Below are 22899 nucleotides of genomic sequence, written 5' to 3' on the forward strand. Positions count from 1 at the left end.
CCCTCGTATAGGGGACTGCGGCCGTTGGTATCAGCTCGCGATGACAGTGGAGGTGAGCGGCAGGTCGCCCGCGCTGGATCCGGCCAGCACGGTGAACGCGCCCGGCTCGGTGGCCCAGCGCCCTTCCGCGACCGACCAGTGCTCGGCTGCCCGCGGCGCTATCTCGACCGGCACCGTCACGCTCTGCCCCGGCTGCGCGGCCACGGCGGCGAACCCGGCGAGCCAGCGCACCGGCCGGTCGAGCGCGCTGTCCGGCCGGCTCAGGTACACCTGCACGACCTCGCGGCCGGGCCGGCTGCCGGTGTTGCGCACGGTCACCTCGACCGTGAACGGCGCCCCGTGCTCCACCGTGCCCGGAGACGCGACGCTCTCGTACTCCCACGAGGTGTAGCCGAGGCCGTGGCCGAACCAGAACATCGGATCGGCGCCGGGCACCGCGGCGCCGCCGACATCAGCGCCCTGCCGCTCGCTGCGCAGTGACCGAAGCCAAGCGCGGTAACCGATGTGCAGACCCTCGGCGTAGTGGAGCGTCCCGTCGACCGGTGTGGTGTCCAGCACGGGCACCTCGGCCGCCGCGGCCGCCCACGTGGTCGGCAGCCGCCCGCCCGGTTCGGCCGCGCCGAACAGCACGTCGGCGATCCCGTCCCCTGCCTCCTGGCCGGGGAACCAGGTCAGCAGCACCGCCGGCACGTCGCGCAGCCACGGCATGAGCACCGGCCCGCCGGAGTTGACCAGCACGACCGTGCGCGGGTTGACCGCCGCGACCGCCGCCACCAGTTCGTCCTGGCGGCCCGGCAGGCCCAGCGCGGGGCGGTCGAAACCCTCGCTCTCGATCTCGTCCGTGGTGCCCACCACCACGATCGCCGCGTCCGAGCGCTTGGCGAGGGCGAGCGCCGCGGCGAGTTCCGCGTCGTCGTCGCGACGCGGTGCGTCCGCGGTGAGCGCGACGGCCAGGCCGTGCGCCGGGTGGATGCGGCGGCGCGCGGTCAACTCGACCGCGGCGCCGGGCCGCAGTTCCAGTTCCGCCTGCCGGAACGACGGCGCGACGTGTACGTACGTAGGGTCGTCGGATTCCGGCACGACGACCTCGTCGATCAGCACCATGCCGTCAGCGCTCAGACGGACCTCGCCGAGGCCCACCACGCCGACCTTCCAGGTGCCGCCGACGTGCGGCGAGAGCCGCGCGCTCAGCTCGACGAACTCGGCGCCCAGCGACGCGAAGTCCATCCGCCCGCCCGGCTCGAAACAGGGTTCGAGGATACGGCCGCTGAGCCGGCGCTCGGTGTGCACCTCGGTGCCGTCGGCGTCGAGGTAGCGCACTCGGACGCCGGGCTCGCCGGTGACGGGGTCGACGGCGTTGCCGGGCGTGAGCGGGGTCGGCCGCACGGTGATGTGCGCGCCGGCCGCGTATTCGACCTCTGCCGCATCGGCGAGCGCGGCGCGGATGCCGTCCAGCGGCGCGACGACCGTGGCCGGGAAGACGCTCGCGCTGCCGCCGCCCTGAATGCGCGCCGTCGCGGCGTTCGGGCCGATCACGGCCACGCGCCGCAGGCTCGCGCGCTCCAGCGGAAGCAGGTTCTCCTCGTTGCGCAACAGGACGCTGCTACGGGCCACCGCGTCGCGCAGCAGGGCACGAACGTCCGGGTCCTCGGCCGGCGGGCCTGGGGCGCCCGGGTTGTCGGCCGCGGCGGCGCCGCCGGTGTCCGCGGCGTCGGTACCCAGGCCGTCGGTACCCAGGCCGTCGGTGCCCAGGCCGCCGGTGTCCGCGGCGTCGAGCGGGTCCAGCGCGCCGACCCGTTCGGCCAGCCGGAAGATCCGGCGCAGCTTCGCGTCGATCGCCGACTCGGGCACCACGCCGTCGCGCACGGCGGCCAGCAGCGGCTCGCCCCAGTGCTCGTTCGGGCCGGGCATCGCGAGGTCCTGCTCGGCCAGGGCGGACGGGACGGTCGAACGCACCGCGCCCCAGTCCGAGACCACGAGGCCGTCGAAGCCCCACTCGCCCTTCAGCGGCTCCGCCAGCAGCGCGCTGTGCGACATGCTGGCGCCGTTGACCGCGTTGTACGCGGACATCACCGCCCAAACCCCGGCTTTGACGGCGGCTTCGAACGGGGCGAGGTACACCTCGCGCAAGGTGCGTTCGTCCACCCGCGCGTCGAGCGTCAGCCGCTCGGTCTCGGAGTCGTTCGCGACATAGTGCTTCGCGGTCGCGCTGACGCCGCCGCTTTGCACACCGCTGACGTACGCGGCGCCGACGCGGCCGGTCAGCAGCGGATCCTCGGAGAAGCACTCGAAGTGCCTGCCGCCGGCGGGGGAGCGGTGCAGGTTGAGGGTCGGGGCGAGCAACACGTGCACGCCCTTGCGCCGCGCCTCCGCCGCCAGGATCCTGCCCAGCCGCTCGACCAGCCCCTCGTCCCAGGTCGCCGCCATCGCGGTCGCCGAGGGCAGCGCCAGCGCGGTGTCGCGCTCGTCCCAGCGCTCCCCGCGCACGCCGATCGGGCCGTCCGAGGTGACCATCGCGCGCAGGCCGGCGGCGGGTTCGGCGGCGGTGCGGAACACCGAGCCGCCCGACAGCAGCCTGATCTTCTCCGGCAGGCTCAGCCGGGCGATGCGTTTCTCGAAGCGATCCCCGCCATGGCCGGCGGGGATCGCGCGTCCCGGGGCCGGCGGCCCCGCCGCGTTCCCGTCGAGTCGGCCGCCGTCGTGCGCGTCCCGCATCGCGTTCCTTCCCTCCCGCCAGCCCGTTGGAGAGCGCTCTCCCCTCGGAAGGTTCGCGGTCGCCCCGGGCCGCTGTCAAGCCCTGGCCGACGCCCCGGCCGGCCGGGTTCGAAAACGTTAACGAACTCGCATTCCGTTACCTCGCCGTGTTCTGCGCAGTCTTGACGCGGCCGCCGCAGCCCTGTTTCATACCTCCCACGGAACCGGTTCCGGAATCGGTTCCGGCTCCGGCCCGGATCGGCCGTGGAGCGCTCTCCCGCAGCTGGGAGCTCGCCCCGGCGACCTGACAACGATGTGAGGAGGGGACTGGCCGTGCCCGTCACCATGGCCGACGTCGCCGCTCGCGCCGGCGTCAGCAAGACCACGGTCTCCCGGGTGCTCAACGGCAAGGGTGAACTCGACCCGTCGACCGCGGCGCGGGTGCGCCAGGTCATCCGGGAACTGGGTTACGTGCCGAGCGCCGGAGCGGTGAGCCTGGCACGCGGCCGCACCCGCGTGCTGGGCATGCTGGTGCCCTCGCTCAGCTGGCCGTGGATCGGCGAGGTGCTTCAGGGCGTCGCCGACGCGGTCGAGGAGGAGGGCTACGGCCTGCTGGTGTTCAGTTGCAGCAAGGGCGAGGCGTCCTTGCAGCGCTTCGCCTCGCAGGCTTCGGCCAAGTCCTTCGACGGGCTGCTGGTGATCGAACCCGAAGGCACCCTGGAGTTCATCGCCGGGCTGCACCGCGGCGGGCTGCCGGTCGTGCTCGTGGACGACCGCGGCCACCAGCCGGAGTTCCCCTCGGTGGCCACCACGAACCGGCTGGGGGCGCAAGACGCCGCGCGCCACCTGGTCGCGCTCGGCCGCACCCGGCCGCTCGTGGTCGGCGGGCCCCAGGACCTGGGCTGCACCCAGGAGCGCCTGGCCGGCTTCGCCGAGGTCTACGCCGGGGCGGGGATGCCGCTGGAACCCTGGCGGGTGGTGGACGGCGACTTCACCTTCGAAGGCGGATACGCCGAGATCGGCAGGCTGCTGAAGGCCGGGAGGCTGCTCAAGGCGAGCGATCCCGGTTTCGACGCGGTGTTCGCGCACAACGACCTCTCGGCGGCAGGAGCGATCCAGGCGCTGCGCGAGGCCGGGGTGAGCGTGCCGGGGGACGTGGCCGTCGTCGGGTTCGACGACGTACCGCAGGCCTCGTACACCGATCCGCCGCTGACCACCGTGCACCAGCCGCTGCGGGAGATGGGCGAGACCGCGGCCCGCGCGCTCATGGGCCACTTCGACGGCACTCCGCTCGCCGCGGGTCCCATCGTCCTGCCGACCACGTTCATCGTGCGGGGCTCGACCACGGGACGAAAGCCGTAGCGCCGTTCCGCCGACGTCGCCAGCACAGCGCCATCAGCAGGGCAGCACCGCCAGCACGCACCACAGCGCCACCCGATGGACCCAAGAGACACCAAGTGCTCGAATCCACTGCTCCGCACAGCAACGCATGACAAATCAGGCGAGGACGCGCCAACGCCCCCGCCCGACCCGTCACACCCCGCCCCGGCGCATGCCACGCGCCGAGGCGGCAGATCCCATCCGTACGGCGAGCCGCACTCCACAGTGACAAGCCACGTCGAAATGAGGACCCATGCGTGTGAATCGCTCAATCACCGCCGTCGCGGCGGGCGGCCTGGCCTTGGCCACGCTGACCGCCTGTGGCGGCAATTCGTCGGGTACAGCGAACGGCGGGAAAACCAGCGCGTCCGGTGTCCTGAACATCAGCATGCCCGACGGAGCCTCCGAGAAGGATAACAACAACCCGTACCTGGCCACTTCGGCCTCGTCCCACCTCGGCTACCGGTACGTGATCTACGAACCGCTGGCGATGGTCAACCTGGCCGACCCGAACTCCAAGCCGACGCCCTGGCTGGCCACCGCGTGGAAATGGTCCACCGACTACAAGTCCGTCACCTTCACCGTGCACGACGGGGTCACGTTCTCCGACGGCTCGGCGATGACGCCCGACGACGTCGCCTACTCCTTCCAGATCCTCAAGCAGTACGCGGCGCTCAACTCCAACGCGCTGCCGATCGACCAGGTCACCACCTCCGGCAACCAGGTCACGGTCACCTTCACCCAGTCCGCGTTCGTGATCCAGGCCAAGGTCCTGTCCACCTTCGTGGTGCCGAAGAAGATATGGTCGGCGATGAAGGACCCGACGACGGACAGCGTGACCCACCCGGTCGGCACCGGGCCGTACGTCCTCAAGACCTTCACCCCGCAGACCGTGACCCTGGACGCGCGCTCCAGCGGCTACTGGCAGGCGCTGCCCAAGGTCTCCGAGCTGCGCTACAGCACCTACACCGGCAACGACACCGAGACCCAGGCACTGGTGACCGGCGCGACCGAGTGGAGCTACGTCTTCATCCCGGACGCCAAGACCGTCTTCGCCGGGCGCGACCCGCACTACAAGCTGTGGTTCCCGCCGTCGCTGAGCGCGGACGGACTGTGGTTCAACACCACGGTCAAGCCGTGGGACAACCAGTACCTGCGCCAGGCGGTCGGCATGGTGGTCGACCGCGCGGACATCTTCAACGAGGGCGAGGCCGGCTACTTCAAGCCGGAGATCGACAACATCACCGGTCTGCCCTCGCCGGCCGGCGACAGCTTCGTGGCCGCGCAGTACAAGGGAGTCAAGGGCCAGAAGACCCCGGCCGACGCCAAGGCGCTGCTGACCGCGCACGGCTTCACCTACAACGGCAGCACCCTGATGGACCCGGCCGGCAAGCCGGTGACCCTGACGCTGACCGACCCGGCCGGCTGGAGCGACTACCAGACCGACCTGTCGATCATCTCCGACAACCTCAAGTCCATCGGCATCTCCGCCACCGTCGACAAGGCCGACACCGACGCCTGGTTCAGCAGCATCGCCTCCGGCAAGTTCCAGGCCGCGATGCACTGGAGCAACGGCGGGGCGACCCCGTACGACATGTACGAGAACATCATGAACGGCGCGGACCTGGAGCCGGTCGGCACCGCGGCCAACTCCGGCAACTACGGGCGCTTCAACAGCCCCCAGGCCACGCAGGCGCTCAAGGACTACGCGAACGCCACCGACGAGGCCACCCGCACCGCCGCGCTGAACACGCTGGAACAGATCATGGTCGAGCAGGCGCCGATGATCCCGACCTCGGCCGGCAACTACGGCGCCGAGTATTCCACCAAGCACTGGACCGGCTGGCCGGACGACTCGAACCCGTACATGCCGATCCAGCCGACGCTGACCCAGTCGCTCGACGTGATCATGCACCTGACCCCGGCCACGTCCTGACGCCACCGGTTCGCAGGCGTCGCGGCCCGGCCGCAGGCCCCGGCCGGGCCGCACCCGGCCGCGACGGCTCCTGATCGAACACAGCGCCTGATCGAACACAGCGAGCCGGACCGCAAGCCGCCCTCGCCTCGGGCGCCGCACCCTTCGCGGCGCCCGAGGCGCAGGGCCGGACGGCCGGGCGGCGCGGCACACCGGTTCGCGCAGCCGGCAGACCTTCGAGGAGATGCAACAGATGACGACGCTGAGCGAGACGGCCTCGCCGGCGGGCGGGGCTACCGACGTAGTCCTCGAAGCCGAGGAACTGACCAAGCACTTCCCGGTGCGCCGGCGCCTGCGCGCGGCCTTCTCCGGCGAGCGCCCCGCGGTCCACGCGGTGGACGACGTGGCCCTGCTGCTGCGCCGCGGCCGGGTGACCGCGCTGGTCGGCGAGTCCGGCTCGGGCAAGTCGACCGTGGCGCGCCTGCTCGCCCAGCTCTACCCGCGCACCGGCGGGGCGATCCGGCTGCACGGCGCGGAGACGACGGTGCGCGGCGGGCGCAGGTTCCGCGCCTACAGCGGCAAGGTCCAGATGATCTTCCAGGACCCGTTCGCGTCGCTCAACCCCGTGCACACCGTGCGCTACCACCTGACCCGGGCGCTGCGGGTGCACGACCGGGTCGGGCGCGGCCGCGCCGAGACCGAGGCCGCGCTGGCGGACCTGCTGGCCAAGGTGCAGCTGACACCGCCGCAGCGGTACATCGACAAGTTCCCGCACGAACTGTCCGGGGGCCAGCGCCAGCGGGTCGCCATCGCGCGCGCCCTGGCCGCCGGCCCCGAGGCGCTGCTGGCCGACGAGCCGGTGTCCATGCTGGACGTCTCGATCCGGCTCGGCATCCTCAACCTGCTGCGGGATCTCAAGGAGCAGATGGACCTGGCGATCCTGTACATCACCCACGACATCGCCTCGGCGCGCTACTTCGCCGACGAGACGCAGGTGATGTACGCGGGCCGGATGGTCGAGGGCGGGGACAGCGAAAGCGTCACCCAGCAGCCCGCGCACCCCTACACCAGACTGCTGATCGACTCCGCCCCGGACCCGGACCGCCTCGCCGCGCAGGCCGGCGGCGCCGACCCGGACCAGTCCGCTTCGCTGGACGAGGGCACCGGCGAGGTCGCCAGCCTGATCCACCCGCCGAGCGGCTGCCGGTTCCATCCGCGCTGCCCGCACGCGATGCAGGTGTGCACCGCGCAGGTCCCGCCGCGCTTCGAGGTCGCCGGGGTCACATCCCGCGGCGCCGACGAGTCCGGGCGGCCCGCGCACTGGGCGGCCTGCTGGCTGTACTCGCCCGAGCACGCCGGCGACGCAGCGGGGGCGGCGGCATGAGGTACTTCGCCCAGCGCCTCGTGTTCTACGTGTTCACCGCGTGGGCCGCGGTGACCATCAACTTCTTCGTGCCGCGGCTGACCCCGGGCAACCCGGTCGACTCGCTGATCGCCGAGTACCAGGGCCAGATCAGCACCCAGGCGGTGCACTCGCTGACCGTGCTGTTCGGCCTGGACAAGCAGCAGGGTATCTTCCAGCAGTACATCTCCTACCTGGGCCAGCTCGCCCGCGGCGACCTGGGCATCTCCTTCCACTCCTTCCCGACCCCGGTCTCCTCGGTGCTGGCGCAGAGCCTGCCGTGGACCGTGTGCCTGGTCGGCGTGGCGACGGTGCTCAGCTTCGCCATCGGCACCCTGCTCGGCGTGATCGTCGGGTGGCGCCGCGGCAGCCTGGCCGACATGCTGATGCCGATCACCACCTTCTTCGCCTCGATCCCGTACTTCTGGCTGGCGCTGCTGGCGATCGCCGCGTTCACCGGCGTGGGCAGCTTCCTACCCTCGGCCGGTGGATACGATCCGGGGCTGGTGCCCGGCTGGAACGGCGCGTTCGTCGCCAGTGCCCTGAAACACAGCCTGCTGCCCGCCGCGACGATCATCGTCACCTCGGTCGCCGGCTGGCTGATGGGCATGCGCAACATGGTCGTGACGGTCAGCAGTGAGGATTACGTGACCGTCGCGCATGCCAAGGGCCTCTCGGAGCGCCGGGTGATGCTCGGGTACGCCGCGCGCAACGCGATGCTGCCGAGCGTGTCGGGCTTCGGCATGGCGCTGGGCCTGGTGGTCGGCGGCACCTTCCTGGTCGAGTACGTGTTCTCCTATCCCGGCGTGGGCCTGGAACTGGTCTCCGCGATCGGGCAGAAGGACTACCCGCTGATGCAGGGCATCTTCCTGGTCATCACGCTCTCCGTGCTGGCCGCCAACTTCCTGGCCGACCTCGCCTACATGGCGCTGGACCCGCGTACCCGAAGGGAGGGCTGACCGATGGCCGTCACCGCGCCCGGCGTGGACGCCGTCACCCCGCAGGACCCCGTCGCCGGCTCGGCCGAGGCGTCCCCGCGGCGGCTGCGCATGCGCCTGCTGTCGAACCGCAAGGTCGCCGTGGGTCTGGTGATCCTCGCGGTGTTCCTGCTGATCGCGATCATCGGCCCGCTGATCGCTCCCTACGACCCCTCGCGGCGCAGCGCCGACATCCTGCAGGGGCCCTCGGCCAAGCACTGGTTCGGCACCACGCACATCGGCCAGGACATCTTCAGCCAGGTGCTCGACGGCACCCGCAGCGTGATGTTCGTGGGCTTCTTCGCCGGCGTGGTCGCCACGATCGTCGCGGTGCTGTTCGGCGTGACCTCCGGTTATCTCGGCGGGGCCGGCGGCGAGGGCCTTTCCGCAGTGTCGAACGTGTTCCTGGTCATCCCGGCGCTGCCGCTGATCATCATCATCACCACGGCGATCCCGACCGGCGGCGACTGGGTGGTGGCGCTCGTGATCGGCCTGACCTCGTGGGCGTGGGGAGCCAGGGTGCTGCGAGCCCAGACGCTCTCGCTGCGACGAAGAGACTTCGTCGAGGCGGCGCGCGCGACCGGGGAACCGGTGTGGCGGATCGTCATCTTCGAGATCCTGCCGAACCTGACCGCGATCATCGCCTCCTCCTTCGTCGGCACCGTGATCTACGCGGTCATGACCGAGGTCGCGCTCGCGTTCATCGGCGTGCAGGGGCTCTACGAGTGGAACTGGGGCGCGATCCTGTACTGGGCGCAGAGCCAGGAGGCGCTGGCGATCGGCGCCTGGTGGTGGTTCGTCCCGGCGGGCCTGGCGATCGCGCTGCTGGGCACCGCGCTCTCGCTGCTCAACTTCGGCATCGACGAACTGGTCAACCCGAGGCTGCGCAGCAGCGGCAGCGCCGCGGTGCGCGACTACTCGGGCCGCAGGGTGCGCCTGCGGGTCGGGTTCACCCCGGTGCTCGCGCGCGGCGCCGGGCCGGTTCCCGCGCACGCCACAGAAATTCAGAGCGCTGATATTCAGGTCGAGGACGGTGCCCGGTGACCCTGCACGTGGACGAGCCGGCCGCGCAGCATGCTGACGCGGACGAAGCGGTGCTGCGGATCAGCGGGCTGAGTGTCGACTACGGTGTCGGCGAGCGGGCGGTGCGCGCGGTCAGCGACGTGAGCCTCACGCTGCGCCGCGGCGAGGTGCTGGGCCTGGCGGGGGAGAGCGGCAGCGGCAAGTCGACCCTCGCCTACGGGCTGACCCGGCTGCTGGCGCCGCCCGGGGTGGTGGCCTGCGGGACGGTGATCTACCACCCGGGCGACGGCTCGGAACCGGTGGACGTGCTCGCGCTCGACCACGCGGGGCTGCGCAGGTTCCGCTGGGCGCAGACCTCGATCGTGTTCCAGGCCGCGATGAACGCGCTCAACCCGGTGGACAAGATCTCCGCCCAGCTGACCGACGTGATCAAGGCGCACCGGCCGGACCTCGACCGCGCGGCGCGCATCGCCCGCGCCCGGGAGCTGCTCGGTCTGGTCGGCATCCCGGCCGACCGGCTCGACAGCTACCCGCACCAGCTCTCCGGCGGGATGCGCCAGCGGGTGATGATCGGCATGGCGCTGGCGCTGGAACCGCGGATCGTGATCATGGACGAGCCGACCACCGCGCTCGACGTGGTGATGCAGCGGCAGATCCTCGCGGTCTTCACCCGGCTGCGCAAGCGGCTGGACTTCTCCGTGGTCTTCATCACCCACGACCTGTCGCTGCTGGTCGAGTTCGCGGACCGGATCGCGATCATGTACGGCGGCCGCATCGTCGAGGAGGCGCCTGCCGCGCAGATCTACCGCGATCCGCTGCACCCGTACAGCGACGGTCTGCTGCACTCCTTCCCCGCGCTGCGCGGCCCGCGCCGCGAACTGGCGGGGATCCCCGGCTCGCCGCCGGACCCGCGCTCGCTGCCCTCTGGTTGCGCGTTCCATCCGCGCTGCCCGAAGGCGTTCGACCCGTGCGCGCGCGAGGTCCCGATCCTCGGCGCGCCGGGCGAAGCCGGACCGGGGGCGGCGCAGGGGGCCGGCGGCGGTGCCCGCAGCGTGGCCTGCTGGCTGCACACCTCAGACCGGAGCACCGCCTGACCGCACCGCACCGCACCGCACCGCACCGCTGCGGGACCGCGGAATTCCACGAGCGAGCATCAGCGCCCGACGACGGGGGACGGTGCCGCACTGTCCGAACCAGGAGTGACATGGACACCACTGCCGCGACGGCCGAAGCCCGCGTGACGACCCGTCACGACGGCGTCGTCGACCGCCTGCCCGCCGCCTTCCGCTGGGGCGCGGCCACCTCCGCGTACCAGATCGAGGGGGCCGTCGACGAGGACGGGCGCACCGCGTCGATCTGGGACACCTACTGCCGGGTGCCGGGCGCGGTCGACAACGGCGATACCGGGGACCTGGCCTGCGACCACTACCACCGGATGCCGCAGGACGTGGCGCTGATGCGGGACCTGGGCCTGGACGCCTACCGCTTCTCGGTCGGCTGGCCGCGGGTGCAGCCGGGGGGCAAGGGCCCTGCGAACCCGGCCGGACTGGCGTTCTACGACCGGCTGGTCGACCGGCTGCTCGCCAGCGACATCGAGCCCTGGGTCACCCTGTACCACTGGGACCTGCCGCAGGAGCTTGAGGACGCCGGCGGCTGGCCGAACCGGGACACCGCACTGCGTTTCGCCGACTACGCAGAGCTCGTATACGACCGGCTGGGCGACCGTGTCGCGCACTGGACCACGCTCAACGAACCGTGGTGCTCGGCGATGCTCGGCTATGTCGAGGGCGTGCAGGCGCCCGGCCGGCGGGACTTCGGCGCGGGTATGCACGCGATCCACCATCTGCTGCTGGGGCACGGTCTGGCGGTGCAGCGCCTGCGCGCGGCCAACAGCGGCGGCAATCCGCTGGAGTTGGGCATCACGCTGAACCTGAGCACCGCCAAGCCGGCCACCGACTCGCCCGCAGACCGGGAGGCCGCCCGCCGCGCCGACGGCCTGGGCACCCGCGTGTACCTGGACCCGCTCTGGTACGGGCGCTATCCCGCGGACGTGGTCGCGGACCTGGCCGCCCGCGGTGTCGAGCTGCCGGTGCGCGACGGGGACCTGGAAGTCATCAACGCGAAGCTGGACACGCTCGGGGTCAACTACTATTTCAGCATGTTGAGTTCCGGCGTCGACGAGCAGGGCCGCGCGGCGGACGCGGACGGCAACCCGGTGGGCCGCGGCGTGCTCCTGGGTCTGCCGCAGACGGCGATGGGCTGGGAGATCATGCCCGACGACTTCGCCGAGCTACTCACGCGGGTCGGCCGCGACTACCCGGGCGTGCCGATCTTCGTCACCGAGAACGGCGCGGCGTTCCGCGACCAGCCCGACGCGGCCGGCTTCGTGCGCGACCACGACCGCGTCGAGTATCTCGCCTCGCACATCGCCGCGGTGGCGCGGGCGCGTGACGCGGGCACCGACATCCGCGGCTATTTCGTCTGGTCGCTGCTGGACAACTTCGAGTGGGCGTACGGGTACGACAAGCGGTTCGGCATCGTCCGGGTCGACTACACGACGCAGCAGCGCACGCCGAAGCTGAGCGCGCACTGGTACCGCGACACGATCCGGCGCGTGCGAGCGGAAGGCGCGAGCGTCGCATAACGGCCGTATCGGATCGCGGCGCAGGCACGAGCGTTCCCGATCGCGCTGGATCCTCGTGCCCATGCCCGCGCCTGGTGCTCCTGGCTGCGCAACTCACCCTCGCAGCCGGGAGCACGTCGTGCGTGGCGCGCCGAGGATCCTGTCACAGCATTCTGCGCCGCACCCTGCCGAGGGTCCTGTCACGCGGCGGCAGTTGATTCGCCTGCGAGCAGGCGTTCCAGGGTGGCCCGACCCATGTCGCTCATCGCCGGGTTGGTCTCGCGGTAATACCAGACCGTTCCCACAGCCTGCTCGAACGCCCACGCCTTTCCGCGCTGCCACTCGGAGTCGTCACAGCCCAGAACCTCGCGCAACCGCCGGCGCGGGCCGTCCTCCAGCAGATGCCACGCGGCGACCAGGTCCAGTGCGGGATCCGCAGGGCCGAATCCACCGACGTCCAGCACCCCGGCCAGCCGGCCGTGCGCGACAAGCACGTTGCCTGGAATCAGGTCGCCGTGGGTCATCGTGTCGGCCGGTGCGCGAGGCAGTTGACGCAGCGCGGCCCACATCCGCCGCAGCCGCCGGACATCCAGCAGCCCCTGGCTCCTCTCGAAGCAGGTCTCCATCCACGCGTCATGCGCCGTCAGCTCGCCTCCGCGTCCACCTCCGCGGAAGGTGCGGCCTTGCGTGTCGAGAGCGCGCACCTGCCCGATGAACTCGGCCAGGTCCTCGGCGAACTCGACGGAACCGGCCAGATCGCGCGGGGTGGCGACCTCGCCGGGGATCCAGGTCTGTACGGACCAGGGCAGCGGATAGCCTCGGCCGGGCTCGCCGAGCGCGACGGGTTCTGGCGTGGGAAAGCGCGTAGAGCCGGCCAGCTCGCGTGCGGCTTGCGCCTCGCGCTCAAGCCGGCGCCGGGTCACTTTCACGTCCGCGGGTTGCAGCGGAAAGCGGGCCGCCAACTCCTCGCCCACGCGGAAGACGGCGTTGACCGTGCCCTGCGACGCCACCGCCCGGACCGGGAGCGCACTCCACTCGGGGAACTGGTCGCGAACCAGTTCACCTGCCGTCTCGGCGGTGATCGTGAGTTGGCCTGCATGCATGACCACGGCCGGAGCATGCCACGCGTTGAGCATCGATGCCAACGGACTTTTCCGCCACCAGGGATCGCAGCAGCCTGCGAGCGCGGCGCGAACCGCTCTACTGCGCGACCCGACGAACGCCGTACGGTTCCGTCAGCGGCGGTGGCTCGCCTTGCGCCCGGTACCTCGGGTAGGCCTTCTCGGTCAGCGCCGGGGTCGCCGCATAACGACGGCCCTTGGTCCCTCCCTTGGCCTCCAGTAAGCCACGTTCGGTCAGCATTCGAAGGTCCCTGGCGGATTGATCCGTGGACAGTCCCTCATCGCGCTGATACAAGGTTCGGCGCACTGCGCCGCCGCGGACCGCTTCGTACAGCGCGGTGACCGTGCGCTCTGGCAGCCTCTCGGCGGCGGCCACGTCGGCCAGGGCCGACCACAGCTTGGACGCTTGATCGGCGCGGCGCTGCACCAATTGCGCCTGAAGGTGATGGGCGCGCAGGTTGAAGCGCACCCACGCCGACGTGTCGCCGTCGCCAGGGGCGAATCGGCCGCGTTGGACGGCGGCGAGCGCGTCGTAGTAGTCGTACGTGTTGCGTCCGCGGCCGAGCCATTCCTCGATTGACGAGAACTCCGGTGCGAGCTCTCCGCAGCGGGCCAGCACAAGCGTGTGCACGCATCGGGACATGCGGCCGTTGCCGTCGCGCCATGGGTGGATGGAGACCAGATTGAGGTGCGCCATCGCGGCGCGGACATATGCGGGGGCGTCGAGGTCGCCGCCGTTGAGCCGATCCGAAAGTTCGGTCATGAGCGCCGGCACCTGCGCGGCATCGGGTCCGGTGTAGACGGCCGATTCAGTGGCGCCGTCGATCACGCGGATTTCGCCGGGGCGGAAGCGGCCCGGCCATTTGTCGGGCCGATGCTTGAGCATGACGTGATGCAGCCCGTTGAAGAACATCGGGTGCCAGGAGAATTCGGGGGCATCAGCCAGTTGCTGGACATAGGTGAGGGCGTCGCGATAACCGAGGACATCGTGCCAGGTGTCCTCGTCGGTGTCGGTTGGCTCCTCGCCGGCGACCGCCGCTTCGGCATCGGACTGGCCGACGATGATGCCCTCGATCGAGTTGGAACCGGCGATGGCGGCTGCGGTCAGACTGCGGCTCAGCAGGCCGGTCCACTTCCGCGGCCCGGCGATCTGATGTTTCAGTCCTTCGCGCATGGCGGCCAGCTCGGTGAGGACTCGCTCGTCATCTGCGGAGAGCCTCGGGGTCTCGTACAGCATGGCGCCAGGATACTTGAATGCTTGAAAGATTCAAGCATTAGCGCATCCAGCGGCGACTAGCCGCCGATACGCGAGAAAAGGCGGGCATCGGCGGTGTAAGGCGGACAGGACACGACAGGACACGACAGGACAGGGCCCGGCCCGCCTTTGCATTACTGCCTTTGCATTACCGCCTGTGCATTACCGAACGTGGACGCCGATCAGGCAGGTGTCGTCGTCGGTGTCCGCGTTGCTGTGCATCAGCATGTAGTCCAGCTGCTCGCTGAGGGCTGAGACGCTGACCTGCGCGGCGGTGCGCAGATGCTCAAGCGACTGGTCGAGCGACGAGTCCTTCCGCTCGATCAGGCCGTCCGTGTACATCATCAGCGTGTCGCCGTGGCGCAGCGTCAACTCCTGCTCGCCGTACTGCGCGTCGCCGACCACGCCGAGCAGCATCCCGGTCGGCAGCGGCAGCGCCGTCGCGCGGCCGTCGCGCACCAGCAGCGGTGGCGGATGGCCGGCACGCGCCCAGCGCAGCGTGCGGCTGTCCGGGTCGTACAGGCCGCACACCGCGGTCGCGGTGACCTGGTCGTTGAGGTGGTGCGCGACCGTGTTGAGCCAGCTGAGCAACTGCGCGGGCCCGGCCCCGGTCGCCGCCAGGCCGCGCAGTGCGTTGCGCAGCGCCACCATGTCCGTGGCCGCGTCGATGCCGTGACCGGCAACATCCCCGACCACGAGCAGTATCTGCCGGGTCGGCAGCACCACCGCGTCATACCAGTCGCCGCCGACCAGGTGGTCCGTCTCGGCGGGGCGATAACGCACCGCGATCTCCAGCCCCGCGGCGTCGATCGGGCGCGGTGCCGGCGGCATGATGGCGCGTTGCAGGCGCAGCGCCAGGCGATTGCGCTCGGCCGCCTCCTGCTCGGTGTGGGCCAACTGGTCGCGGGTGGCGGCCAGCGCTATCTCGGTCCAGTGCTGCGAGGAGATGTCCTGACACGCACCGCGCACCGAGACCAGCAGCCCCGCGTCGTCGAGCACCGGTTCGGCCACGATCCGGATGTAGCGCAGCACACCGTCGGTCCGCTGGAGCCGGAACGCCGTGGAGGCCGCGGACCGGTGATGGATCAGGGAACGCAGGAACCGGCCGATGGCGGTCGCGTCGTCGGGATGGGCATACGCCTCCAGCCGGCTGAGCGGGACCGGCTGCGCGGTCGGCGGCAGGCCGTAGAGGCTGAACAACTGCGCGTTCCACGTCGTCTCGCCGGTGACCAGGTTCTCCTCGAAACCCCCGATCCGGCCCAGCCGCTGCGCATGCTGCAGCAGCGTCGCCAGCCGCGCCGCCTCGTCCTGAAGCCGCCAGGTCAGCAGCACCCGGTCGCCGAGCCGGCTGATGCCCACCGCGGCCACCGAGGAGACCGGAACCTGGTCGATCCGGGCGTTGATCACCACCTGCTCGCTGCTGAACGGCTCGCCGGTGGCGTATACGTGCTCGACCTTGTCGAACATCGCGCCCGGTTCGGCGGCCAGCGGATAAGCCTCAAGCAGCGGCAGCCCGGTGACCGCCGAGCGCGGCCGCCCGGCCGGATCGACGAAGTGCTCGTTGGTGTATTCGATGACGAAGTCGACCAGTCGCCCCTCGTCGTGCAGGGGCCTGAGGATGATCGCCGCGTCCAGCAGAGTGTCCGCCAGGTCGGTCAGCCGCACGTCGCCGGCGCGTCCGGCGGCAGTGGCGGCGCCGGGTGCGTCTTCGCCGGCCACACCGCTGTCGAGCGTGTAGGCGCACAGTTCGGCCAAGGCCTCCAGTTGCCGGGCGACCGGGGGCGACGGTTCGTCCACCGGCCGGGGCCAGCACACCTCCAGCACGCCGAGCACGCGGCCGCCCAGGGCAGCGGCCAGCGCGGCCCGTCCGCCCGAGCCGCCGCGCCGGCCCAGCCCGATGCTCGGCAGCGCCTGGTCCGAGGCGTCGTTCACCCACTGCGGCCGGCGCTCGACCAGCGCCCGGCGGGCGAGGGTGGCCACGTACGGCGGCACGTGCCGCCACCGGCGCGCCTCGGCCGCGCTGAAACCGGCGTGACCGGCGAGCATCAGCGATCCGTCCGTGCCGAGCGCCCAGATCGCGACGGCGGTCGCGCCGAGCGGACCGAGCGCGTGCTGCTTGAGCGACTGCGCCGCGGCCTGCGTGTCGGCGGCGCCGAGCACCCCGGATTCGGCGGTGCGCAAACGCACTCCGGCGCTCGCCCGTCCCGCCGCATCGACGTCTGATACCTCGGAGCGCGCGCCGCCGAGAGCTGTGTCGTCGAAAGCTGTGTCGTCGACGTCTGCGTCGGCGGGTGCAATGTCATCGAGGTCTGCGTCGGCTGGCGGCGGCTCACGGTCCGCCGCGCCGTCGCGCCCCGGCCCGGACGCGGCGTCGGGCCCGGGCTCCTGGTACGGCGTGTGTACGCCGTCGAACTCGGCGTGTTCGCGGGCGATGCGGGTGAGCGGATCGTTGGAGATCTCGTTGACCAGGTCGGCGGCCAGCTCCAGCGCGGGCAGGCCGCTGCGCCCGGCCAGCGTCTCCAACTGCCGCGCCGCCTCGGTCTGGCCGCAGCGCAGCCGCTCCATCAGGATGCCCTTGGCCAACTCGACCAGGGCGCGCGCGTCCGCGGTGGTCTCGGCGTCGTTCAACTGCGTGCGCAACCGGTCGACCGTGGCGGCGAGCCTGCCGATGCCGCGCTCGGCCGGCCCGGCGGCGGGCGGGAACGCCGCCCTCTCGCCGCCCACTGGTGCGCTGATCGCCGCGAACGGACTCGGTCCGCTCGCGGCCGCGTCGCTGTCCGTGTTCTGATTGAGGGAGGTCATGAGGCGCAGAAGGATTCCGGTCGGGGACGGCGGGCTGGGTCTGGGGTGCGCACGGGCCGGTTCACAGCTTGAGCGCGCGACGGATGCAGTCGATGAGCGCGGAGGCGTCCACCGGCTTGGTCACGTAGTCGCCGGCGCCGGCGGCCAGGCTCTTCTCCCGGTCGCCCTGCATCGCCTTGGCGGTGACCGCGATGATCGGAAGATCGGTGTACTGCGGCATGGACCGGATCCGGGCCGTGGCCTCGTACCCGTCCATCTCCGGCATCATCACGTCCATCAGGACCAGTTCGATGCTCGGGTCGCTCCTGAGCGCATCGATGCCCTTGACGCCGTTCTCCGCGTTCAGCACGCGCATCCCGTGGAATTCGAGCATGCCGGTCAGCGCGAAGACGTTGCGCGCGTCGTCGTCGACGACCAGGACGGTGCGACCGGCCAGCCTGCTGTCGCCCACCGGCACCGCGGCCGGCTGCCGGCTGTCCGGGCGGGCCAGCGGCACCACGTCGTCGGGCCGCTCGGCGGTCAGGTGCAGGGCGATGCGCTCGCGCAACTCGTCGAGGCTCGGCAGCAGTTCCAGCGGGTACTCCCGGGCGTGCGCCTGGATCAGCTGCTCCTGCGCCGCGGCGAGACGCCGGTTGTGGTGCGCCAGCACCGGGATCGCGTGCAGCGCCGGATCGTCGCTGCGCGCCTGCAGGAAACGCGCCGCGCCGTCCTGCGCCATGTCCAGTTCCAGCACCACGCAGTGGTACGGCTCGGCGGCCAGCGCGGCGGCGGCTTCCTGCGCGCCGGCCGCGGTGCGGATCTGGACCGGGCCGCGCGTGTCCAGCAGCGGACGGCTCTCGGCCAGGTCGGCCACCGCGCTCTCGGCGACCAGTGAGAGCAGGCCGCGGGGACGGTCCTCGATCACCAGCAGGCGGCGCGGCGTGGTGGCCGCGCTCTGCGGGCCCGGCGGCTCGGTGAGCGCGGCGGCGGGTACGGCGGGTACGGCGGGTACGGCGGGTACGGCGGGTACGGCGGCCTGATCCGCGCCGCCCCGCCCGCGGTCGGGCGAGCCTGCGGGTGCGCCCGACAAGGTCACCGTCGCGACTGCGGGTTCGGCGGCGGCGGTCGGTAACGGCAGGGCCGCCCAGTCCGGGTGCGCGATCGGCAGGTAGAGGGTGAAGGTACTGCCCTCGCCGACAGCGCTGTGCGCGGTGATCGCGCCGCCGAGCAGCTGCGCGATCTCCCGGCTGATCGACAGCCCGAGCCCGGTGCCGCCGTACTTGCGGCTGGTGGTGCCGTCGGCCTGCTGGAAGGCCCCGAAGATCGTCTCAAGCTGCTGATCGGGGATGCCGATGCCGGTGTCGCGCACCCGGAAGGCCAGCGCCGGGCCGTTGCGCCTGGCGTTCGGCGGCAGCTCGTCCTCGGCGGCCACCTCGATGCTCAGCTGAACGCTGCCGGTCTCGGTGAACTTCACCGCGTTGGACAGCAGATTGCGCAGCACCTGCCGCAGCCGCGAGTCGTCGGTCAACAGCTCGCCGGGCACGTCCAGGGCGGTGCGCACCCGGAACTCCAGGCCCTTCTGCGTGGTCAGCGGATGGAAGGTAGCCTCGACGTAGTCCAGCAGCCGGCGCAGCGAGACCCGCTCCGGGTCCACGTTCATCTTCCCGGCCTCGACCTTGGACAGGTCCAGGATGTCGTTGATCAGCTGCAGCAGGTCGGAACCGGCCGAGTGGATGACCCCGGCGTACTCCACCTGTTTCGGCGTCAGGTTCCGGGTCGGGTTCTGCGCGAGCAGCTGCGCGAGGATCAGCAGGCTGTTGAGCGGCGTGCGCAGCTCGTGGCTCATGTTCGCCAGGAACTCCGACTTGTACTTCGAGGCCAGCGCCAGCTGCTGCGCGCGCGCCTCCAGTTCCTGGCGGGCCTGCTCGATCTCCAGGTTCTTCGCCTCGATGTCCTTGTTCTGCCGGGCCAGCAGCGCCGCCTTCTCCTCCAGCTCGGCGTTCGAGCTCTGCAACTCCTCCTGGCGCACCTGGAGTTCCTCGGAGCGCGCCCGCAGCTCGGAGGCCAGGCGCTGGGACTCGGCCAGCAGTTCGTCGGTGCGCCCGTTCGCCACGATGGTGTTGACGTTGACGCCGACGTTCTCCATCAGCTGTTCCAGGAACGCGCGGTGCACCGGGGTGAACGCGCGCACAGAGGCCAGTTCGATCACGCCGAGGACCTGCTCGTCGACCACGATCGGCAGCACGACCAGGCTGGAGGGGGAGCGGTGCCCGAGCCCGGAGCTGATCGCCACGTACCCGGGCGGCACGTCGTCGACGGCGATGATGCGCCGGCTGCGCGCCGACTGCCCGACCAGGCCCTGGCCGAGCCGGAACCTGGTCGGCCGGTCGGGGCCGCCCGGGTCGCCGTAGGAACCGATCAGCCGCAGCTCGGTGCCCGCCGCGGACTCCTCGGCCAGGAAGAAGGCGCCGTACTGGGCGCCGACCAGCGGGGTCAGCTCGTCCATGATCAGCTCGGCCACCACGGCCAGGTCCCGCTGCCCCTGCATCAGGCCACTGATGCGGGCGAGGTTGGACTTGAGCCAGTCCTGGTCCCGGTTGGCCCGCGTGGTCTCGCGCAGCGACTCGACCATCGCGTTGATGTTGTCCTTGAGCTCGGAGACCTCGCCGCGGGCCTCGACCGTGATGGAGCGGGTCAGGTCGCCCTCGGCCACCGCGCTGGTCACCTCGGCGATCGCGCGCACCTGCCGGGTCAGGTTCCCGGCCAGCTCGTTGACGTTCTCGGTCAGCCGCTTCCAGGTGCCCGAGACGCCCTCCACCTCGGCCTGGCCGCCCAGCCGCCCCTCGCTGCCGACCTCGCGGGCGACGCGGGTGACCTCGGCGGCGAAGGAGGAGAGCTGGTCGACCATCGTGTTGATGGTGGTCTTGAGCGCCAGGATCTCCCCGCGCGCGTCGACGTCGATCTTCTTGGTCAGGTCGCCCTGCGCGACGGCCGTGGTGACCTGCGCGATGGACCGCACCTGGCTGGTGAGGTTGTTCGCCATCACGTTGACGTTGTCGGTCAGGTCCTTCCAGGTGCCCGAGACGCCGCGCACGGTGGCCTGGCCGCCGAGGTTGCCCTCGGTGCCGACCTCGCGCGCGACGCGGGTGACCTCGTCCGCGAAGGCCGAGAGCGTGTCCACCATGGTGTTGATGACGTCGGCCAGCGCGGCGACCTCGCCCTTGGCCTCGACGGTGATCTTGCGGGTCAGGTCGCCCTTGGCCACCGCCTCCGCGACCTGGGCGATCGACCGCACCTGGTTGGTCAGATTCGAGGCCATCACGTTGACGTTGTCGGTCAGGTCCTTCCAGGTGCCCGAGACGCCGCGCACGGTGGCCTGGCCGCCGAGGTTGCCCTCGGTGCCTACCTCGCGGGCGACCCGGGTGACCTCGTCCGCGAACGCGGAGAGCTGGTCGACCATGGTGTTCATGGTCTCCTTCAGCTCCAGGATCTCCCCGCGCGCGTCCACCCGGATCTTCTGGGACAGGTCGCCCTTGGCCACCGCGGTGGTGACCTCCGCGATGGAGCGCACCTGCGCGGTGAGGTTGTCGGCCATGACGTTGACCGACTCGGTCAGGTCCTTCCAGGTGCCCGAGACGCCCTTGACGTCGGCCTGGCCGCCGAGCCTGCCCTCGGTGCCGACCTCGCGGGCGACGCGGGTGACCTCGGCGGCGAAGGAGGAGAGCTGGTCGACCATGGTGTTGAGGGTGTTCTTCAGTTCCAGGATCTCGCCGCGCGCGGTCACGTCGATCTTCTGGGTCAGGTCGCCCTTGGCCACCGCGGTGGCGACCGCGGCGATGGAGCGCACCTGTGCGGTCAGGTTGCCCGCCATGAAGTTCACCGAGTCGGTCAGGTCGCGCCAGGTGCCGGCGACCCCGGGCACCTGTGCCTGGCCGCCGAGGTTGCCCTCGGTGCCGACCTCGCGGGCGACGCGGGTGACCTCGGCGGCGAAGGAGGAGAGCTGGTCGACCATGGTGTTGAGGGTGTTCTTCAGTTCCAGGATCTCGCCGCGGGCCGCGACGTCGATCTTCTGGGTCAGGTCGCCCTTGGCCACCGCGGTCGCCACCTGCGCGATGTCGCGCACCTGGGTGGTCAGGTTGCCCGCCATCGCGTTGACCGAGTCGGTCAGGTCCTTCCACGTGCCGGAGACCCCGGGCACCTCCGCCTGGCCGCCCAGCCGTCCTTCCGTGCCGACCTCGCGGGCGACCCGGGTGACCTCGGAGGTGAACAGGGAAAGCTGGGCCACCATGCCGTTGAAGACGGTGGCGATCTCGCCCATCACCCCCTCGCCGTTCTCCGGCAGCTGGGTGCCGAAGTCCCCGTCACGCACCGCGGTGAGTCCCGCCAGCAGTTGGCGTAGCCCCGCCGCCTCGGCCCCCTCCGCGATCTTCGCCGAGTTCGAGGCGGAGCCCCGGACCCTCGTGACCGTGTCGCCACCAGACCTGCCGGCCATGTATGCGTCCCATCCCTCTCGCCGCTCGCGACCACAACGCGAACGGCGCGCATACCCGGCCGCGCGAGATCCATGCGGGTGAATTTCGCCGAATCCCGGGGCTCGTTGCGCCCGGCGCCGGCGCTTGCTTGCGCTTGCTCGCGCTATTCCACGGAGTCGCCGGCGATGAGTATTGGACCCGGCGGCGTTCCAGTCCCGCACCCGGCGGGCGCGGCGCGGCAGGCCGCGATCGGCCGACCCGCGGCGAACCCGCGAGCTGCCTTAGCTTTTTCCGGGAGCCGTCCGCTACGCGGCCTGGGCGGGCAGCGTGTATTTCTTGCTCGTCGGCTTGCCGTCCGCGGCGGGAATGCCGGTCGCCGTGATCACCCCGACGACCGAGCCGTCCGGTTCGGTCTGGCGGTCGATTTCCACGCTGCCGTTGCGTGCCTGGTAACTCATCCACCCGACCTTTCCGCTCGGGCTCTGCCCGGCCTTGGGCGGTCCGGATGGGATCAGGCTGATCAGGCACAGCGCCTGAAACCCGCTCAGGTCGTCGCCGCTCTTGCCGCCGGTGAGTTCGTGGACGAACATCATCAGCGTCTGCCAGGCCCAGGCGTCGAAGCGGATCGCCTGCTGGCCGCCGTCGACGCAGGCGAGCAGACAGTCGCTCATCGGATCGCTCTGGGTGCCCTTGCTCAGCTTTACCAGTACGGTCGGCGGCACGGCGTGCAACCAGACGGACGCATAGTAGTAGGGGAAGTCGTTCTGCTCGTCCACACGGTCGTTGACGTTCTTCGTCCAGGACTTCCACGCGTCGGTCAGACCGACTTTCAGCGCGTCCTCGACGAGGCTGGCCGCGACCGCGCTGCCCAGTTGCGCGAGCCAGTTGACGGTAGCCGGGTTGAACACCGCCTCCGCGGCGACGGAACAGGAAGCCAGGGCGCCGGCCACGGAGACGAGCGAGCCGCCCGCCGCGGTGAGCAGACGGCGCCGCTCGACCCCGGGCGCCGGTCCGCTCGTGCCCTCCGGCGCACCGCAGACGGCCTCGGATTCAGCCTCATCGACAGTCATCGGTCCCCCCACCGCCGGAAAATCAGATCACTACCGATGGTGGCAGAAACCTGAACCCCTCGCGGCGGCATTCGCCGATTCGCGGCCGGACGGCCCGTGATGCGACACCCGCGATCGTCCGACACGCCGTAGATCACCGGGATGCGGCCGCAGACAGGCGCAGCTCAATATGCTTCATGGGCTGAT

At 71.2% G+C, this 22899-nt stretch carries 13 protein-coding genes; 7 read left to right on the forward strand and 6 right to left on the reverse strand.

Annotated elements, in window-relative coordinates:
* Positions 1-30 precede the first annotated feature (30 nt).
* Positions 31-2715 carry a glycoside hydrolase family 3 C-terminal domain-containing protein gene (locus KGA66_RS10070; protein WP_211467054.1) on the reverse strand — a complete coding sequence of 895 codons (2685 nt, stop codon included), beginning with the start codon at positions 2713-2715 and terminating at the stop codon, positions 31-33.
* A gap of 312 nt (positions 2716-3027) precedes the next feature.
* On the opposite strand from KGA66_RS10070, the gene KGA66_RS10075 reads away from it, so the two are divergent.
* The 7 genes from KGA66_RS10075 to KGA66_RS10105 all read left to right on the forward strand — a co-directional run bounded on the left by KGA66_RS10075 (position 3028) and on the right by KGA66_RS10105 (position 12035).
* The gene (locus KGA66_RS10075) at positions 3028-4056 is read left to right on the forward strand and encodes a LacI family DNA-binding transcriptional regulator (RefSeq protein WP_211467056.1); all 1029 of its coding nucleotides are present in this window, start codon (positions 3028-3030) and stop codon (positions 4054-4056) included.
* Positions 4057-4327: 271 nt separating this feature from the next.
* Positions 4328-6010, forward strand: coding sequence for an ABC transporter substrate-binding protein (locus KGA66_RS10080; RefSeq protein ID WP_211467058.1), 1683 nt, complete (start codon positions 4328-4330; stop codon positions 6008-6010).
* Between the two features lie 232 nt (positions 6011-6242).
* Positions 6243-7373 (forward strand): ABC transporter ATP-binding protein, encoded by a 1131-nt coding sequence (locus KGA66_RS10085; protein ID WP_211467060.1) that lies wholly within the window; start codon positions 6243-6245, stop codon positions 7371-7373.
* Positions 7370-8350: an ABC transporter permease gene (locus KGA66_RS10090; protein ID WP_211467063.1), complete on the forward strand. Its 981-nt coding sequence runs from the start codon at positions 7370-7372 to the stop codon at positions 8348-8350. Before KGA66_RS10085 ends, KGA66_RS10090 begins: the two co-directional genes overlap by 4 nt.
* A 3-nt stretch (positions 8351-8353) precedes the next feature.
* Complete coding sequence (locus tag KGA66_RS10095) at positions 8354-9412, forward strand: ABC transporter permease (protein WP_211467065.1); 1059 nt, start codon at positions 8354-8356, stop codon at positions 9410-9412.
* Positions 9409-10485, forward strand: coding sequence for an ABC transporter ATP-binding protein (locus KGA66_RS10100; RefSeq protein WP_312886843.1), 1077 nt, complete (start codon positions 9409-9411; stop codon positions 10483-10485). Before KGA66_RS10095 ends, KGA66_RS10100 begins: the two co-directional genes overlap by 4 nt.
* Before the next feature lie 110 nt (positions 10486-10595).
* Positions 10596-12035, forward strand: a complete 1440-nt coding sequence (locus tag KGA66_RS10105; RefSeq protein WP_211467067.1) for a GH1 family beta-glucosidase — start codon at positions 10596-10598, stop codon at positions 12033-12035.
* A 179-nt stretch (positions 12036-12214) separates the two neighbouring features.
* Here the strand turns inward: KGA66_RS10105 and KGA66_RS10110 are convergent, their stop codons facing one another.
* From KGA66_RS10110 to KGA66_RS10130, 5 genes are all read right to left on the reverse strand, one after another.
* A complete protein-coding gene (locus KGA66_RS10110) occupies positions 12215-13117 on the reverse strand; it encodes an aminoglycoside phosphotransferase family protein (protein WP_211467134.1) in 903 nt (300 codons plus the stop codon).
* Positions 13118-13214: 97 nt separating this feature from the next.
* Positions 13215-14372, reverse strand: a complete 1158-nt coding sequence (locus tag KGA66_RS10115; RefSeq protein WP_211467069.1) for a Fic family protein — start codon at positions 14370-14372, stop codon at positions 13215-13217.
* Positions 14373-14552: 180 nt separating this feature from the next.
* Positions 14553-17192, reverse strand: a complete 2640-nt coding sequence (locus tag KGA66_RS10120) for a SpoIIE family protein phosphatase (RefSeq protein WP_246507363.1) — start codon at positions 17190-17192, stop codon at positions 14553-14555.
* 61 nt (positions 17193-17253) lie between these two features.
* Positions 17254-21663 (reverse strand): HAMP domain-containing protein, encoded by a 4410-nt coding sequence (locus KGA66_RS10125; RefSeq protein WP_211467072.1) that lies wholly within the window; start codon positions 21661-21663, stop codon positions 17254-17256.
* A gap of 285 nt (positions 21664-21948) precedes the next feature.
* The gene (locus KGA66_RS10130; protein WP_211467074.1) at positions 21949-22713 is read right to left on the reverse strand and encodes a hypothetical protein; all 765 of its coding nucleotides are present in this window, start codon (positions 22711-22713) and stop codon (positions 21949-21951) included.
* Positions 22714-22899: the final 186 nt, after the last annotated feature.

Source organism: Actinocrinis puniceicyclus, assembly GCF_018283645.1.
Lineage (GTDB): Bacteria > Actinomycetota > Actinomycetes > Streptomycetales > Catenulisporaceae > Actinocrinis > Actinocrinis puniceicyclus.

Bases quoted from the DNA above. Each gene is read 5' to 3' on its own strand.
- KGA66_RS10095 (WP_211467065.1), top strand. From the start codon at position 8,354: ATGGCCGTCACCGCGCCCGGCGTGGACGCCGTCACCCCGCAGGACCCC.
- KGA66_RS10105 (WP_211467067.1), top strand. From the start codon at position 10,596: ATGGACACCACTGCCGCGACGGCCGAAGCCCGCGTGACGACCCGTCAC.
- KGA66_RS10085 (WP_211467060.1), top strand. From the start codon at position 6,243: ATGACGACGCTGAGCGAGACGGCCTCGCCGGCGGGCGGGGCTACCGAC.
- KGA66_RS10125 (WP_211467072.1), bottom strand. From the start codon at position 21,663: ATGGCCGGCAGGTCTGGTGGCGACACGGTCACGAGGGTCCGGGGCTCC.
- KGA66_RS10110 (WP_211467134.1), bottom strand. From the start codon at position 13,117: ATGCATGCAGGCCAACTCACGATCACCGCCGAGACGGCAGGTGAACTG.
- KGA66_RS10120 (WP_246507363.1), bottom strand. From the start codon at position 17,192: ATGACCTCCCTCAATCAGAACACGGACAGCGACGCGGCCGCGAGCGGA.
- KGA66_RS10080 (WP_211467058.1), top strand. From the start codon at position 4,328: ATGCGTGTGAATCGCTCAATCACCGCCGTCGCGGCGGGCGGCCTGGCC.
- KGA66_RS10070 (WP_211467054.1), bottom strand. From the start codon at position 2,715: ATGCGGGACGCGCACGACGGCGGCCGACTCGACGGGAACGCGGCGGGG.
- KGA66_RS10115 (WP_211467069.1), bottom strand. From the start codon at position 14,372: ATGCTGTACGAGACCCCGAGGCTCTCCGCAGATGACGAGCGAGTCCTC.
- KGA66_RS10090 (WP_211467063.1), top strand. From the start codon at position 7,370: ATGAGGTACTTCGCCCAGCGCCTCGTGTTCTACGTGTTCACCGCGTGG.
- KGA66_RS10130 (WP_211467074.1), bottom strand. From the start codon at position 22,713: ATGACTGTCGATGAGGCTGAATCCGAGGCCGTCTGCGGTGCGCCGGAG.